Origin of the sequence: Roseovarius sp. THAF27 (assembly GCF_009363655.1) — a bacterium.
Classification (GTDB): domain Bacteria; phylum Pseudomonadota; class Alphaproteobacteria; order Rhodobacterales; family Rhodobacteraceae; genus Roseovarius.
The window spans coordinates 2,412,454-2,427,589 of sequence record NZ_CP045393.1; the positions used below are offsets into that span (position 1 = coordinate 2,412,454).

Below are 15,136 nucleotides of genomic sequence, written 5' to 3' on the forward strand. Positions count from 1 at the left end.
CGCGATGCACCTTCTCGATCTCATGGAACCGGAAGAGACCGTCGGCAACCTCTGGCATGACATGGCCAGCCGGATCGGGGCCGAGGTCAGCTACCCGCAGGCGAGCGTCACGCTCGCCTCGGTCCGGCCCAGCCTTGCCGTTCTGTTCCGCTCGCTGGGCGGCGCGCCGGGGGTCGAACTGTCCGAGGTCGCCGCGTCGCTGGTGCGCCACCGTCGACCCCTGCGGCGCAAGCTGGGGGCCGAGCGCGATCACGAATGGGTCGCCCGGTTCGACGGCGAGCGGCTGGCCCTGCCGCCCTTCATCGCCGCCTTTCCGGACCCCGCCCTCAACCGTGCGGCCTATTTCTGGCTGACTGCACTGGCGGCCTGCTCCGACATCGGCGCCTTCGACTTCGCCGCAGGCGGCCCCGCCCTCGACTGCGCCCAGATCCGGGCCAACATTGCGGCGGCTGACGCGGCCTATGCCACCTGCCCCGGCCTGCGGCAAAGCTATGCGCAGATGGCCTTGTTCTGCGCCGAGACACGTCCGAACGTCCTCCGCCCGGCGCAGGAGGCGGCCATGGAAGCCGCCATTCTCGATCAGCTTTTCGGGGCGAGACCGGCGCTTGCGCCCACCCCGGCCCCGCGCGGCTACATGCCCGCGGCACCCGTGCCGATCTGGCTGCGTTTCGCCGACCCCGGCTCCGGCGCCCCGGCGGGCGACGAAGAGGCCGATCCGGCAGCACCCCCGCCAGACGCCGCCCATACCTCCCGCAAACCGGGAGAGCGCAAGGACCAGGATCAGCAGAACCGCAAGGACAGCTTCATCATCCACCGTTTCGAGTCGATTCTGTCATGGGTCGAGTCGATGAATATCAACCGCAGCGTCGACGATGACGACGACGAGAACGCCCAGAAGGCCGCCGACGACCAGGACCGGATCACCCTGTCGAAACAGGATCGAAAGGCCGCGACCCGCCTGCGCCTGCATCTCGATCTGTCGCCAGCCGATGCCGACCACGAGGCGCTGGCCGGGGAATACACCTATGCCGAATGGAACCACCGCAGCCGCAGCTACATGCCCGGCCATTGCCGTGTGCTCGACGCGCCCGCCCGCCCCGGCGGTGCGCCATTCGTGCCCGATGCCCGCCGCATGCGCGAGGTCCGCCGCCAGTTCGAGGCGCTGCGCCCGCGCCGGATCCTGCAACCGCGCCAGGTGGACGGCTCCGAACTTGACCTCGACGCCCTGCTGACCGCCCGCGCCGACCTGGCCGCCACCGGGCGCGGCTCGGACCGCATCTGGCAATCTGCCCGCCAGACCGAGCGGGACCTCTCCGTGGCATTCCTGATCGACACCTCCCGCTCGACCGAGGCCGCCATCGGCGACACCTCGGTGATCGATGTTGCGCGCGAGGCGATGGCGGCACTTGCCGGGGGCATCGACGCGGCGGGCGACCGCCTGGGCATCTGGGGGTTCTCGTCCCTGCGCCGCGACCGCGTCTTCCTGACACGCTGCAAGGATTTTGACGCCCCCATGTCGCCGGACGTCACCGCTAATATCGGCTCGCTCAGCCCCGGCCACTACACCCGCCTCGGCGTCGCGATCCGCCATGTCAGCGCCCAACTGGCCGACCAGCCAAGCGCCCGCAAGCTGCTGATCGTGCTGACCGACGGCAAGCCCAACGACCTTGACCATTACGAGGGGCAACACGGCATCGAGGACAGCCACATGGCCGTGCGCGAGGCCCGCAATGCCGGGCAAAGCCTCCATGGCATCATCATCGACGAGGACGGCCAGGATTGGTTCGCCCGTATCTTCGGGCGCGGCGGCTTTACCCTGTTGCCCGATCCCGAACGCCTGACCCGGGCCCTGCCCGACATCTACCGCACCCTGACGCAGGAGACCTGACATGCGCAGACTGATCCTTCCCTTCGCCACGCTCTTCGCTTCGCCCGCGATTGCCGAGAGCTTCGACCGGCCCATCCCGCAAGCCCAGTCGGCCACCGCCGAGTTCTGGTACGCGATGGCCTGCATCGCGCTCCTCGCATCGATGATCGCGGTGCACAGACTGGTGTCGCGCAGATGACCCGGCAGGGGTGGTCCACCCGGCGCATCGCGCTGGCGCTCTACCCGTTCGGCGCGGGCGCGGCGGCGGTCAACGTCTTCTTCGCCTCGCTGATCTTCAGCTGGCTCGGTGCGCCGGTCGCCTCGACGGCGTGGTCGCTGGGACTGGGCTGTGGTATCGGGGCGCCCGCGACGTGGTATTTCGCGCGGCATATCCGTCACCTGATGGATGTCGCGGAAGGAAAGGAGGCGTCATGAAGATCGACATGCAGACCGGCGAGCCCGTGATCGACGCGGCCGACCTCGCCGGGCTGCTGGACCTGACCCCGGACGAGGTGCGCGACAGGATGCGCGGCGGCCGGATCACGACCCGGCTGGAAACCGGCGCGGACGACGACGCCGGGAAGATGCGGCTCAGTTTTTTTCACGATGACATGCGCGTGCGCCTGACCTGTTCCGAGGACGGAACGGTGCTCAAGACCCTGCGCACCAGAACGGGACAGCGATGATGGCAAAGACATCGGCAGAACAGATGCGGGCGTGGCAGGGGCCGGCGCTCTTCAGCTTCGGCTTCCGGCCCTTCTTCCTGTTCGGGGCGCTTTGGGTCGCGCTGGCGATGCTCTTGTGGCTGCCCGCCCTCTCGGGGACGATCACGCTGCCGACGCGCTTCGACCCGGTGTCGTGGCATGCGCATGAATTTCTGTTCGGCTATCTCGGCGCAGTCCTGGCAGGCTTCCTGCTGACGGCAGTGCCCAACTGGACCGGCCGCTTGCCGATGGTGGGCTGGCGGTTGGCGGCGCTCTTCGCGCTCTGGGCTGCAGGGCGTGTGGCGGTGCTGGTCTCGGGCCACCTGCCCTCGGCAGTCGCGCCGGTCATCGACCTGGCCTTTCCGCTGGTGCTGGGCGGCCTGATCCTGCGCGAGATCGTGGCGGGCCGAAACTGGCGCAACCTGGTCGTGCTGGGCCTTCTGGCCGTCTTCACGCTGGCCAACGGGATTTTCCATATCGAGGCCCTTACGGGGGCTTACGCAGCCCAAGGCTTCGGCCTGCGCCTCGGCCTTGCGACCGGCATCATGATGATCGCCGTGATCGGCGGGCGGATCATCCCGTCCTTCACCCGCAACTGGCTGGCGCAGCACGACGATCCGGCGCGGCCCGCCCCGCCGATGCAACGCTTCGACAAGATCGTACTGCTGGCCAGCATGGTGATCCTGACGCATTGGGTCGTCCGGCCGTTCGCAACACAAACCGGCGCGGCGCTGATCGTTCTAGGCGGGCTGCACCTTGCCCGGCAGGCCCGCTGGCAGCCACATCATACCCTGCGCGAACCCCTCTTGTGGGTGCTGCACGCCGCCTACCTGTTCATCCCGCTGGGTGCCTTCGCGCTCGGGCTCGACCAGATCCTGGGCCATCCGGGCACCGCCGGTGCGCAGCACCTCTGGATGGCCGGGGCCATCGGCGCGATGACCCTCGCCGTGATGACCCGCGCCAGCCTGGGCCACACCGGGCAGAGCCTCACCGCGAACCGGGCGACCGTTGCGATCTATCTCTGTCACTTCGGCTCGGTCCTCGCCCGGTTCGGCGCCTCGATCCATCTGGGACTCATGCATGTGTCAGGGGCGCTCTGGCTGGCGGCCTTCGTGGGGTTCGCAATCGGCTACGGCCCGTCGCTCCTGCGCCCGAAACCGGAGAAGTAACATGGGATGGATCGGATTTGCGGCCGTCTTCGCGGCCTTCTTCCTGACGCACTCGATCCCCGTGCGCCCCGCAATCAAGTCCCGGATTGCGGGGAAAATCGGCACGCGCGGCTTCGGGATGGCCTACTCCGCCCTTTCGACCGGGATGCTGGCGCTGCTGATCTGGTCCGCCGGCGAGGCACCCTACGTTCAGCTCTGGCCGCAGATGGAATGGCACCGCCATGCCGCACATCTGGGGATGCTGTCTGTCTGCCTCGTCCTCGCACTGAGCATCGGGCGACCGAATCCATTTTCCTTCGGCGGCGCGCGGAACGCGTGTTTCGACGCATCCCGTCCCGGCATCGTAGGCTGGACACGGCACCCTGTCCTGCTGGCGCTGGCGCTGTGGGCTGGTGTCCACCTTCTGCCCAACGGAGACCTTGCGCATGTTATTCTGTTCGGCATGCTGGGCGGCTTCGCTCTCGCCGGTCGCGCCGTGCTCGACCGGCGCAAACGACGGGTGCTCGGAACATCCCTCTGGGCCAGGCTGGACACCGCACGCAAGGCCGGGCCACTGCTTCATGCGCCGCACTCCTGGCCCGGCCTGTTCATCCGGCTGCTCGCGGGCCTTGCGGCCTTCGCCGCGCTATTGCTGGCCCATCCGCACGTGATCGGCGTGTCCGCACTCTGACGCTGTCACGGTCACTCGTCGGGCGACATGTCCAACCGCGCATCCGTGCTGGCCGGCGCGCCGCCGACCGGATGCCGCGTCGGATGTCCACCATCCGAAAGGTTGCGTGCAAAGATCAGGCAGACCATTGCCCAGGCCCCACCCGCCAGCCAGCCAGCGGCAACGTCGGTCGGCCAGTGCACACCCAGATAGACCCGGCTGACGCCGACCAGTACCGTCAGCAGGACCGCGACGCTCATGACATAAACCTTGAGATGGAAACGCGGCTGCACGCGGGCGATCAGAACCCCCATCGTCAGGTATGCGACCGCCGCCATCATCGAATGGCCCGAGGGGAAACTGGCACTATGCACGAGCGACCCGTGCGGCACGAGGTCGGGCCGTGAGCGGTCGAAGAATTCCTTCGCAAAACTGCTGATCAGAATGCCACCACCCACGGAGACCAGGATATAGATCGTCGTCGTCCATCGCCTCAGCAGCAGGAAAAAGACCGACACGACCAGCGTCATGAGCGTCAGTGCCGCGACTCCCCCCAACGCGGTGAAATCGCGCCCCATCTCTTCGAGCCACCAGGGGCCAATCGGATCCGAAAGATCGTCGGTGCTCCGCAACATCAGCAGGATGTCGCGGTCGATATCGCTGGTCGCGCCTTCGACAACTTCGTCGACAAGTTCGGACAGCGCCCAGGTCGCCGCAACGATGACGCTCAGAATGACGACAAAGGTCATCTCGACATTGTGGCGTGCCTGGCGAAGCAATCCTGAGAACTGGCTGATTTTCATGTACTCAAAGGTCTTTCCTCACAGGTCTTTCCTCACAGGTCTTTCGTCGCGTCACCAAGGGCAAATGGAACGCGGCATCGCCGACCGCAATACCGTATTCCTGCTGACCGAAAATTCAATCCGCTCGCAATTTCCCGCGGGTCCGGCAAAGGCGGCATCCCCAGACAAACATTGCAAGTTTTCGATAATAGTGATGTGCTCACAGAATTGCATCCGGGAAACCTTTGCAGACAAAATACCAAATGGGAGGATACATGATGAACAGGATCTTGACCTACGGGGCGACGCTATCTGCCGTGATCGCGCTGTCCGCCGGCGCGGCGTTCGCGCAGGAAGAAGAGACCGCCCAGCTCGACAGCCAGTACACCGACGCGGACGGCGACCTCGTTGCCGACGCGCCCGAGGATGAAGGCGCCCTGCGCGACCCCGACACGCTGATCTTTGCCTACACGCCGGTGGAGGACCCGGCGATCTACGAGGATATCTGGACGCCCTTCATCGAGCATCTGGAGGAAAAGACCGGCAAGGACGTGCAGTTCTTTGCGGTTCAGTCGAACTCTGCCGAGGTCGAGGCCATGCGCTCGGGACGCCTGCATATCGCGGGCTTCTCGACCGGCCCGACGCCTTTCGCGGTGAACCTCGCAGGGGCCGTTCCCTTCGCGATCATGGGGGCCGATGACGGTCAGTTCGGCTACAAGCTGCAGATCTACACGCAGGCCGACAGCGACATCAAGGAAGTGGCCGACATGGCCGGCAAGCGCATCGCACACACCTCTCCGACATCCAACTCGGGCAACCAGGCGCCAAGGGCCCTGTTCCCCGACCTCGGTGTCGTCCCGGACCAGGACTATCAGGTGACCTATTCCGGCAGCCACGATCAGTCGATGCTGGGCGTAGTGGCAGGCGACTATGACGCCGCACCCGTCGCGTCCGAGGTGGTCGACCGGATGGCCGAGCGCGGCCTTTACGATCCCGAGGACGTTCGCATCGTCTGGGAAAGCGATCCGTTCCCGACCACCTCCTACGCCTACGCGCATGACCTGACGCCCGAGCTGAAGAAGAGCATCGAAGACGCGTTCTTCAGCTTCGACTTCGAAGGCACCGCACTGGGCGAAGAGTTCACCGGCGTGTCGAAATTCATTCCGATCACCTACAAGGATCAATGGCGCGTCATCCGCCAGATCCAGAAGGCCAACGGCGTCGAGTATACGCCGCAGGGGCTCGCTGCGGAATAATGCGCCACATCGACAGGACCGGCGCGCCGCGTGCCGGTCCTTGTCCGGAGGAACACGCGAATGCTGAAGATTACCGACCTGGTCAAGCGCTACGATGGCGGTGACCCGGTCCTCAAGGATCTCGATCTGACGATCGAGGGGCAGACCGTCGTGTCGATCATCGGCTCGTCGGGCGCGGGCAAGTCGACACTCCTGCGCTGCATCAACCGGCTGGTCGAACCGACGTCGGGAAGTATCAATCTCAACGGGACCGAACTGACACATCTCCGGGGTGCCAAGCTGCGCGCGGCGCGGCGCAAGATCGGGATGGTGTTCCAGGGCTTCAACCTCGTGGACCGGCTGACGGTGATGGAGAACGTCCAGTCGGGTCGGCTGGGCTATATCCCGACATGGGCCGCGATCCTGCGGCGTTATCCCAAGGCGGACGTTCGCCGCGCCTACGAATTGATGGATCGGGTCGGCATCGCGCATTACGCAAACAAGCGCGCCGATCAACTTTCGGGCGGCGAACGACAGCGCGTCGGCGTCGTGCGCGCCCTCATGCAAGATCCCGATATCCTGCTTGCGGACGAGCCGACGGCCTCGCTCGACCCCAAGACGTCCGAACAGATCATGGGCCTTCTGCGTGACCTCGCGGGCGAGTTGAAGCTGCCGGTGGTGATCAACATCCACAACGTGGCCGAGGCCAAGGAATACACGGACCGCATCGTCGGGATGCGGTACGGAAGGATCATATTCGACGACGTCCCGGCCCGGCTGGATCAGGAGGCCATGGACCAGATCTATTCCGGCAGCCCGCACGCGGATCGCAGCACGGATCCGGTGGTCGCGCAATGAGCAACCATCCCGACACATGGCGCCGCCCCCCCTTCATCGCCAATCGGTGGCTTCGCTGGGCCGTCTATATCGGGGCGCTGGTCTACGTGGTCTGGGTGATCGCCACGATCCCCATCGACTGGCAACGCGTCGTCGAAGGCGTGGACCGCGCCGGACGCATCTTCGGCGGAGCGATCCCCCCAAGCTTCGAACGCAGCGGATTGCTGATCGACGGCTTTCTCGAAAGCATCAAGATCGCCATTCTCGCGACAGCGGGCGGCGTCATCCTGTCCATCCCGATCGCCTTCATGGCCGCGCGCAACGTGGCCCCTTTGCCCATCTTCTACCTGGGGCGCTTCATCATCATCGTGGCACGCAGTTTCCACCCGGTGATCGTCGCCATCATCTTCGTCAAGGCCGTGGGTTTTGGACCGTTTGCAGGGGTCCTGACGCTGGTGGTCTATTCCATCGGTTTCGTCGCCAAGTTGCTGGCCGAGCGGATCGAGGAAATCGACATGGGCCAGGTCGAGGCGACCCGCGCCGCCGGTGCGCCATATCTCTCGACCCTGTTCTACGCAATCTTCCCGCAAATCATGCCGCGCCAGATCGGCCTGACGATCTACCAGCTGGATTCGAACCTCCGCGCCTCCGCCGTGGTGGGCATCGTCGGGGCGGGCGGCATCGGCGCAACCCTCGCCAATGCCTTCGGGCGCTACGACTATGACTTCGCCTTCGCGATCACCATCGTCATCGTCGCGGTGATCCTCGTGTCGGAAGGCGTCTCGGGCTACATCAGGAAGCGAGTGGGATGAACAGCATATCCGAGCAGTTCGGCCGCGAGGACTGGTCGCGCTACACGCCAAGGCAGAAGGCCCGGCGGTTCGGCATTTTCGCCGTCTGCGCCGCGGCCATCGCCTGGGCGCTGACCTCGATCGAGGTCGTCTGGGCCTGGGTCTGGGATTCGCCCCAACAGATGGGCGACCTTTTCGGGCGCATGTATCCGCCCGACGCGACCAATCTCTGGACGATCCTGCGGGTCCTGGTCGAGACGGTCAACATCGCAACCATCGCCACAATCATAGCCGTCTTCATGTCGCTGCCGGTCGCCTATATCGCCGCGCAGAACACGACCCCCAATCGCGCGACGCTCTGGCTGGGGCGGCTCATCCTGGTCACGTCGCGGTCGGTCAACACCATCATCTGGGCGCTGCTCTTCGTGGCGATCTTCGGGCCCGGCGTCCTGGCCGGGATCGTAGCGATCATGTTCCGCTCCATCGGATTCATAGGCAAGTTGCTGGGCGAGGCCATCGAAGAGATCGACAGGCGCCCGGTCGAGGCGCTGGAAGCCACGGGCGCGTCGCGGTTCAAGGTCATCGTCTACGCCATCATACCGCAGGTCATGCCCACGTTCTGGGCCGTGTCGATCCTGCGCTGGGACATCAACCTGCGCGAATCCACCGTGCTGGGACTTGTCGGCGCAGGCGGCATCGGCATCATCCTGCAGGGCGCAATCGACACGTTCAACTGGCCCGAGGCCGCAACCGTGCTGATCGCGATCCTGGTGCTGGTGATCGTCGGAGAGGTTGTCTCGGCCTTCCTGCGCCGCCGTATCCTGTGATCCGGGGCACCGCCGAGGCGTTCGAAGTCTACCTCGACATCCGACACCGCCTGCCGTCGGCGGAGTTTTCCGGCACGCCGGTCCGTGCGCAGACGCTTGCGGATGTGGCAGACCCCTATGACGTGATCCTGCTCGATGCCTATGGCGTCCTGAACGTGGGCGAGGCGCCCATTCCGGGCGCGGCCGAGCGCATCGCGGCGCTGCGTATGGCGGGCAAGACGGTGATGGTCGTCTCGAACTCCGCGGGCTATCCCAAACGCCTGATGGTGGAACGCTACGCCCGTCTCGGGTTTGATTTCGCGCCCGAGGAGGTCGTGACCAGTCGTGACACTCTGTTGGCGTATCTTGCCGATGCCCCGCCAAGACACTGGGGCCTCATGCTCTCGGACACCTACGGGACCGAGGAATTCGACAGCATCCGCACGACGTTTCTGAAAGACGACGCCGATGCTTACGACGCCGTGGAGGGAGTCCTCTTGATCGGCTCGGACGGCTGGACGGAAGACCGCCAGCGCCTTCTGGAAGACGCGCTGGTCAAGCGGCCCCGCCCCGTCGTCGTCGGCAATCCCGACATCGTGGCCCCGCGCGAGCTCACCCTGTCGCTGGAGCCCGGCTACTACGCGCACCGGCTCGCCGACCTCGGGCTGGGCAGTCTCGATTTTCTGGGCAAGCCCTTTGCCAGCATATACGACATCGCCCTGTCGCGCCTGCCGGTGAGGCCCCCGCCATCGCGTGTCCTCATGGTCGGCGACACCCTGCACACCGACATTCTGGGCGGACGGCACATGGGATTTGGCACTGCCCTGGTAACCGGCTTCGGGTCACTGGTCGGGATAAACGAAGGCGATGCCATCACGCGATCCGGCATTGTTCCGAACATCATTGTCGATCAGATATGACAGTGACGTTTCCCTGGTCAGCACGAGGGATAGCGACACGCCCTCAAGCCTCAGACTCCCGATGTAATTAGGTAATACCGTTCGAAAATTACGCCCGACGGAGGCGCCCGAAAAACAAAGCGACGCGCCATCGGCGCGTCCCCTTTTTCCAGGCTGCGATCCGGTTCAGTCGACCAGCGTCGCCGCCGCCGCCTGCGCCATGGCCTCGACACCGAACATGTTCAGCATCCCCACGACCATGATCGCCGCCGATACCATCAGGAAGCCCCACAGAACCGGCGACTTGCCGGCCTCCAGCGGTTCGCCCTCTTCGCCGAAATACATGAAAAAGACGATGCGCAGGTAATAGAACGCCCCGATCACCGAGGCGATCACACCGGCCACCGCCAGCCAGGCAAGCCCGCCGTCATACGCGGCCCGCAGCACGTAGAGCTTGCCGAAGAACCCCAGGAAAGGCGGCACGCCCGCAAGGCTGAACATCAGGATCAGCATCGCCAGCGCCCGGCCCGGATGGGCGCGGCTGTAAAGGTTCAGGCTGGCGATATCCGTCACCGGCCGCCCGTCGCGCTCCATCGACAGGATAAAGGCGAAGGTGCCCACGTTCATCGTCACGTAGATCGCCATGTAGACCAGCATCGCCTGCACGCCGAACGCCGTGCCCGCGGCCAGCCCCATCAGGGCGTATCCCATATGCGCGATCGACGAATAGGCCATCAGCCGCTTGATATCCCTCTGTCCGATGGCGGCGATCCCGCCCAGGAACATCGACAGCAGCGACAGCACCGCGATCACCTGCTGCCAGTCGCCCACCACGCCGCCGAACGCATCATGCGCCACGCGGGCGAAAAGCGCCATCGCCGCCATCTTGGGCGCCGTGGCGAAGAAGGCCGTGATCGGCGTGGGGGACCCTTCGTAGACATCCGGCGTCCACATGTGGAACGGCACGGCAGAGACCTTGAACGCGAGCCCCGCCAGCACGAACACCAGCCCGATCAACAGGCCAATGGGCGCCTGTCCCTCGGCCGACGCGATGATCCCGGAAAACAGCGTCGTGCCGGTATAGCCGTAAACTAGCGAGGCCCCGTACAACAGAATGCCCGAGCTAAGCGCACCCAGCACGAAATACTTCAGCCCCGCCTCGGTCGACTTCACGCTGTCCCGCCGCAGCGAGGCCACGACGTAGAGCGCCAGCGACTGCAACTCCAGCCCCATGTAAAGCGCCATCAGGTCGCCCGCGCTGACCATCATCATCATGCCCACGGCCGCCAGCGCCACCAGCAGCGGATACTCGAACCGCAGCATGTCGCGCCGCGCCATGTAGTCCTGCCCCATCAGCAGCACCGCCGCCGCAGACAGCAGCACCGCCACCTTGGCGAACCGCGCGAACCCGTCATCGTTGAACATGCCGCCAAAGGCCGTGCGCGTGCCCTCGCCGGAAAACCCGATCCAGGCCGCCATCACCACGAAGACCGCCGCCGTGATCCACACCAGCAGCGGCGCAAAGCGGTCCTTGCCGGTATAGGCCACGCCCAGAAGCGCCGCCATCGCGTATACCGAGATCAGGATCTCCGGCAGGATTACATTCAGGTCTGCCTGCATGGGACTACTCCGTTGCAGCGGCCAGCTTGGTCGCGCTCTCCGCGTCGACCAGGGCCGTTTCATAGTTGGAAATCAGCGCCTCGACCGAGGGGCCGATGATGTCGGTCACAAGGCTGGGATAGACACCCAAAAGCAGGGTCATCACCACCAGCGGGGCAAAGATCGCCTTCTCGCGCTGCGTCATGTCCTTGATCGATTTCAGGCTTTCCTTGATCAGGTCGCCCAGCACCACCCGGCGATAAAGCCACAGCGCATAGGCCGCCGACAGGATCACGCCCGACGTGGCCACCAGCGCGACCCAGGTGTTGACCTTGAAGATCCCCATCAGCGTCAGGAATTCCCCGATGAACCCGGAGGTGCCCGGCAGGCCGACATTGGCCATGGTGAACAGCATGAAGATCAGCGCATAGGCCGGCATCCGGTTCACCAGGCCGCCATAGGCGTCGATCTCGCGCGTGTGCATCCGGTCATAGATCACGCCCACGCAGAGGAAGAGCGCGCCCGAGATGAAGCCGTGGCTCAGCATCTGGAATATCGCGCCGTCGATCCCCTGCTGGTTCGCGGCAAAGATCCCCATGGTGACGTAGCCCATGTGCGCCACGGACGAATAGGCAATCAGCTTCTTCATGTCCTCCTGCGCCAGGGCAACCAGCGAGGTATAGACGATGGCGATGGCCGACATCCACAACACCAGCGGCGTCAGCACCTCGGAGCCCACCGGGAACATCGGCAGGCTGAACCGCAGGAAGCCATAGCCGCCCATCTTCAGCAGGATCGCCGCCAGCACGACCGAGCCGGCGGTGGGCGCCTGCACGTGCGCGTCCGGCAGCCAGGTATGCACCGGCCACATCGGCATCTTGACGGCAAAGCTGGCGAAGAACGCGATGAACAGCAGCGTCTGCATCCCGCCCACGATCTGCACGCCAAGAACAAAGAAATCCTCGGACCCGAAGGCATGGGTCATCAGAGTGGGAATATCCGTCGTGCCCGCCTCGGCGAACATGGCGACCATCGCCACCAGCATCAGGACCGAGCCCAGGAAGGTGTAGAGGAAGAACTTGAACGACGCGTAGATCCGCTCCTTGCCGCCCCAGATCCCGATGATCAGGAACATCGGGATCAGCCCCGCCTCGAAGAACAGGTAGAACAGCACTAGGTCCAGCGCCATGAACACGCCCAGCATCAGCGTTTCCAGCAGAAGGAAGGCGATCATGTATTCCTTCACCCGGTGCGTCACGTTCCACGACGCGGCGATGGTGATCGGCATCATGAACGTGGTCAGCATCACGAACAGAACGCTGATCCCGTCCACGCCCATCTTGTATTGCAGACCCAGCAGCCACTCGCGCTCTTCCACGAACTGGAAACCGGTGTTGTTGGGATCGAAATCAAACAGGATGAACAGCGACACCAGAAAGGTCAGGCCCGTGGCGATCAGCGCCACCCACTTGGCGTTGCGCTGCGCCGCCTCGTCCTCGCCGCGCAGGAACACGGCCAGGATGAAGGCCGCGATGGCGGGGATGAAAGTGGTGATGGAAAGCAGGTTTTCCATTAGTTCGCTCCCCCGCTCAGGCTCATCCACGTCACAAGCACCGCGATCCCGATGACCATGGCGAACGCATAGGTAAAGATGTATCCCGACTGCGCCCTGCCGGCGAGGCGGGTGAAGAACGGGATGATCCCCATGGCGACCCCGTTGATGGTGCCGTCGATAACGTTGCCGTCACCCTTCTTCCACAGGAAACCGCCCAGCCGTTTCGCCGGCCGCACGAAGACGAAGTCGTAGATCTCGTCGAAATACCACTTGTTCAGCAGGAACAGGTACAGCGGGCGCTGGTTCTCGGCCAGCCGTCCGGGGATCGACGGGTTCAGGATGTAGAACCACAGCGCCGTCAGGAACCCGATGATCATCGCCACGAAGGGGCTGACCTTGACCCATTTCGGCACCGCGTGAGCGTCGTTCAGGATCGTGTTGCCTTCGGCGGCATAGATCGCGCCCTCGCCCGGCTCGCCGGTGAAGACATAGTGATGCTCCTCGCCGTAACCGCCCTCGGCCTCGGCATGGGCTTCACCCTCCTCGGCATGGCTCTCGTCGGCTACCGCACTCTCTTCACCGTGGTCCTCGGCCCCTTCCTCATGGTGCTGCTCCTCGGCGTAAGGGACGCCAAAGAACTTCGCCACTTGGTCGGTATGCCCGAAGAAGCTGTTGTACCAGATCATGCCCGCAAAGATCGACCCAAGCGCCAGCACGCCCAGCGGCGCCACCATCACCATCGGGCTTTCATGCGCGTGCTCGTGCGTGTGTTTGTCGCCCCGCGGCTCGCCCCAGAAGGTCAGGAACATCAGCCGCCAGCTGTAGAAACTGGTGAAGAGCGCCGCGATGACGAGTGCCCAGAAGGCAAAGCCCCCGGCGGTGCCCGCGTAGGCGCTCTCGATGATCGCGTCCTTCGACAGGAACCCGGCAAAGCCGATCGTGGTCAGCGGAATGCCCACGCCAGTGATCGCGAGCGTCCCGATCAGCATGGCCCAGAACGTGTAGGGCAGTTTCTTGCGCAGCCCGCCATAGTTCCGCATGTCCTGCTCGTGATGCATCCCGTGGATGACCGAGCCCGCGCCAAGGAACAGCATCGCCTTGAAGAACGCATGGGTGAACAGGTGGAACATCGCAACTGAATACGCGCCCACGCCCGCCGCCACGAACATGTAGCCCAGCTGCGAACAGGTCGAATAGGCGATGACGCGCTTGATGTCGTTCTGCACCAGCCCCACGGTCGCTGCAAAAAACGCCGTCATGCCCCCCAGCACCGTCACGAAGGCCAGCGCGCCCGGCGCGAATTCCATCAGCGGCGACATCCGGCAAACAAGGAACACGCCCGCCGTCACCATCGTCGCCGCGTGAATGAGCGCCGACACCGGCGTCGGGCCTTCCATCGCGTCCGGCAACCAGGTGTGCAGGAAGAGCTGCGCCGATTTCCCCATCGCGCCGACGAACAGCAGGAAGGCGATCAGGTTCGCCGCGTTCCACTCTGTCCACAGGAATGTCAGCTGCGTATTCGCCAGCTCAGGCGCCGCGGCGAACACGTCGTCGAAATTGATCGACCCGGTCAGGAAGAACAGCGCAAAGATCCCCAGCGCAAAACCGAAATCGCCCACCCGGTTCACCACGAAGGCCTTGATGGCCGCGGCATTGGCGCTTGGCTTGCGGAAATAGAACCCGATCAGCAGGTACGACGCCAGGCCCACGCCCTCCCAGCCAAAGAACATCTGCGCCAGGTTGTCCGCCGTCACCAGCATCAGCATGGCAAAGGTGAACAGGCTCAGATAGGCAAAGAAGCGCGGGCGATAGCTCTCGTCGTCGCGGAAATTCTCGTCATGGGCCATGTAGCCCATGGAATACAGGTGCACCAAAGCCGAGACCGTGGTGATCACGATCAGCATGATCGCCGTCAGCCGGTCCAGCCGGATCGACCATGCCACGTCCAGATCGCCCGACTGGATCCAGTCGAGGATGTGGATGTACTGCGTCGTCCCGTCAAAGCTGAAGAACACGATCCAGCTTAGCAGCGCCGACAGGAACAGAAGCCCCGTGGTCACCCACTGCGCGCCCGCATCCCCGATGATGCGCCAGCCGAAGCCCGCGATGATGGCGCCCAGAAGCGGGCCGAAGAGAATGATCTGTTCCATTACTTCACCTCAGAGCTTGCAGCTCCGCCCTGACAGTTTGGACACCGCCGGATGTGAATATCGCACCCGTTGGCTCCATAGGTTTCGCCGCAA

Annotated in this window: 15 protein-coding genes; 11 read left to right on the forward strand and 4 right to left on the reverse strand. The window is 64.5% G+C overall.

Translation table 11 applies throughout. The annotated features are described in order from the left end of the window. Window positions 1–4: 4 nt before the first annotated feature. From FIU89_RS12030 to FIU89_RS12055, 6 genes are read left to right on the forward strand one after another with little or no spacing between them, the layout of a single operon-like run. Window positions 5–1,888: a nitric oxide reductase activation protein NorD gene (locus FIU89_RS12030; protein WP_152492819.1), complete on the forward strand. Its 1,884-nt coding sequence runs from the start codon at window positions 5–7 to the stop codon at window positions 1,886–1,888. Window position 1,889: 1 nt separating this feature from the next. Further along, complete coding sequence (locus tag FIU89_RS12035; RefSeq protein ID WP_152492820.1) at window positions 1,890–2,066, forward strand: protein NnrT; 177 nt, start codon at window positions 1,890–1,892, stop codon at window positions 2,064–2,066. After that, window positions 2,063–2,302, forward strand: coding sequence for an NnrT protein (locus tag FIU89_RS12040; protein WP_152492821.1), 240 nt, complete (start codon window positions 2,063–2,065; stop codon window positions 2,300–2,302). Before FIU89_RS12035 ends, FIU89_RS12040 begins: the two co-directional genes overlap by 4 nt. Beyond that, entirely contained in the window at window positions 2,299–2,553 is a 255-nt protein-coding gene (locus FIU89_RS12045; protein ID WP_152492822.1) for a DUF6522 family protein, read from the forward strand. Before FIU89_RS12040 ends, FIU89_RS12045 begins: the two co-directional genes overlap by 4 nt. Continuing rightward, on the forward strand, window positions 2,553–3,740 hold the full coding sequence (locus FIU89_RS12050; protein WP_152492823.1) for an NnrS family protein: 1,188 nt from the start codon (window positions 2,553–2,555) through the stop codon (window positions 3,738–3,740). Before FIU89_RS12045 ends, FIU89_RS12050 begins: the two co-directional genes overlap by 1 nt. A 1-nt stretch (window position 3,741) precedes the next feature. After that, window positions 3,742–4,410: an NnrU family protein gene (locus tag FIU89_RS12055; protein ID WP_152492824.1), complete on the forward strand. Its 669-nt coding sequence runs from the start codon at window positions 3,742–3,744 to the stop codon at window positions 4,408–4,410. A gap of 11 nt (window positions 4,411–4,421) precedes the next feature. Here the strand turns inward: FIU89_RS12055 and FIU89_RS12060 are convergent, their stop codons facing one another. Further along, the gene (locus FIU89_RS12060) at window positions 4,422–5,168 is read right to left on the reverse strand and encodes a phosphatase PAP2 family protein (protein ID WP_254701659.1); all 747 of its coding nucleotides are present in this window, start codon (window positions 5,166–5,168) and stop codon (window positions 4,422–4,424) included. A gap of 281 nt (window positions 5,169–5,449) precedes the next feature. Here FIU89_RS12060 and phnD point away from each other — a divergent pair, with 281 nt between their 5' ends. From phnD to FIU89_RS12085, 5 genes are read left to right on the forward strand one after another with little or no spacing between them, the layout of a single operon-like run. Continuing rightward, entirely contained in the window at window positions 5,450–6,427 is a 978-nt protein-coding gene (gene phnD, locus FIU89_RS12065) for a phosphate/phosphite/phosphonate ABC transporter substrate-binding protein (protein WP_172978098.1), read from the forward strand. A 60-nt stretch (window positions 6,428–6,487) separates the two neighbouring features. After that, window positions 6,488–7,264 carry a phosphonate ABC transporter ATP-binding protein gene (phnC, locus tag FIU89_RS12070; protein WP_152492827.1) on the forward strand — a complete coding sequence of 259 codons (777 nt, stop codon included), beginning with the start codon at window positions 6,488–6,490 and terminating at the stop codon, window positions 7,262–7,264. Continuing rightward, entirely contained in the window at window positions 7,261–8,055 is a 795-nt protein-coding gene (gene phnE, locus FIU89_RS12075) for a phosphonate ABC transporter, permease protein PhnE (protein ID WP_152492828.1), read from the forward strand. Before phnC ends, phnE (FIU89_RS12075) begins: the two co-directional genes overlap by 4 nt. Next, window positions 8,052–8,861, forward strand: a complete 810-nt coding sequence (phnE, locus tag FIU89_RS12080) for a phosphonate ABC transporter, permease protein PhnE (protein ID WP_152492829.1) — start codon at window positions 8,052–8,054, stop codon at window positions 8,859–8,861. Before phnE (FIU89_RS12075) ends, phnE (FIU89_RS12080) begins: the two co-directional genes overlap by 4 nt. Continuing rightward, window positions 8,858–9,760, forward strand: coding sequence for a TIGR01459 family HAD-type hydrolase (locus tag FIU89_RS12085; RefSeq protein ID WP_152492830.1), 903 nt, complete (start codon window positions 8,858–8,860; stop codon window positions 9,758–9,760). Before phnE (FIU89_RS12080) ends, FIU89_RS12085 begins: the two co-directional genes overlap by 4 nt. Window positions 9,761–9,925: 165 nt before the next feature. On the opposite strand, the gene nuoN is transcribed toward FIU89_RS12085, so the two are convergent. From nuoN to nuoL, 3 genes are read right to left on the reverse strand one after another with little or no spacing between them, the layout of a single operon-like run. Further along, entirely contained in the window at window positions 9,926–11,359 is a 1,434-nt protein-coding gene (gene nuoN, locus FIU89_RS12090; protein ID WP_152492831.1) for an NADH-quinone oxidoreductase subunit NuoN, read from the reverse strand. Window positions 11,360–11,363: 4 nt separating this feature from the next. Next, window positions 11,364–12,911: an NADH-quinone oxidoreductase subunit M gene (locus FIU89_RS12095; RefSeq protein ID WP_152492832.1), complete on the reverse strand. Its 1,548-nt coding sequence runs from the start codon at window positions 12,909–12,911 to the stop codon at window positions 11,364–11,366. Next, window positions 12,911–15,043: an NADH-quinone oxidoreductase subunit L gene (gene nuoL / locus FIU89_RS12100; protein WP_152492833.1), complete on the reverse strand. Its 2,133-nt coding sequence runs from the start codon at window positions 15,041–15,043 to the stop codon at window positions 12,911–12,913. Before nuoL ends, FIU89_RS12095 begins: the two co-directional genes overlap by 1 nt. Window positions 15,044–15,136 lie beyond the last annotated feature (93 nt).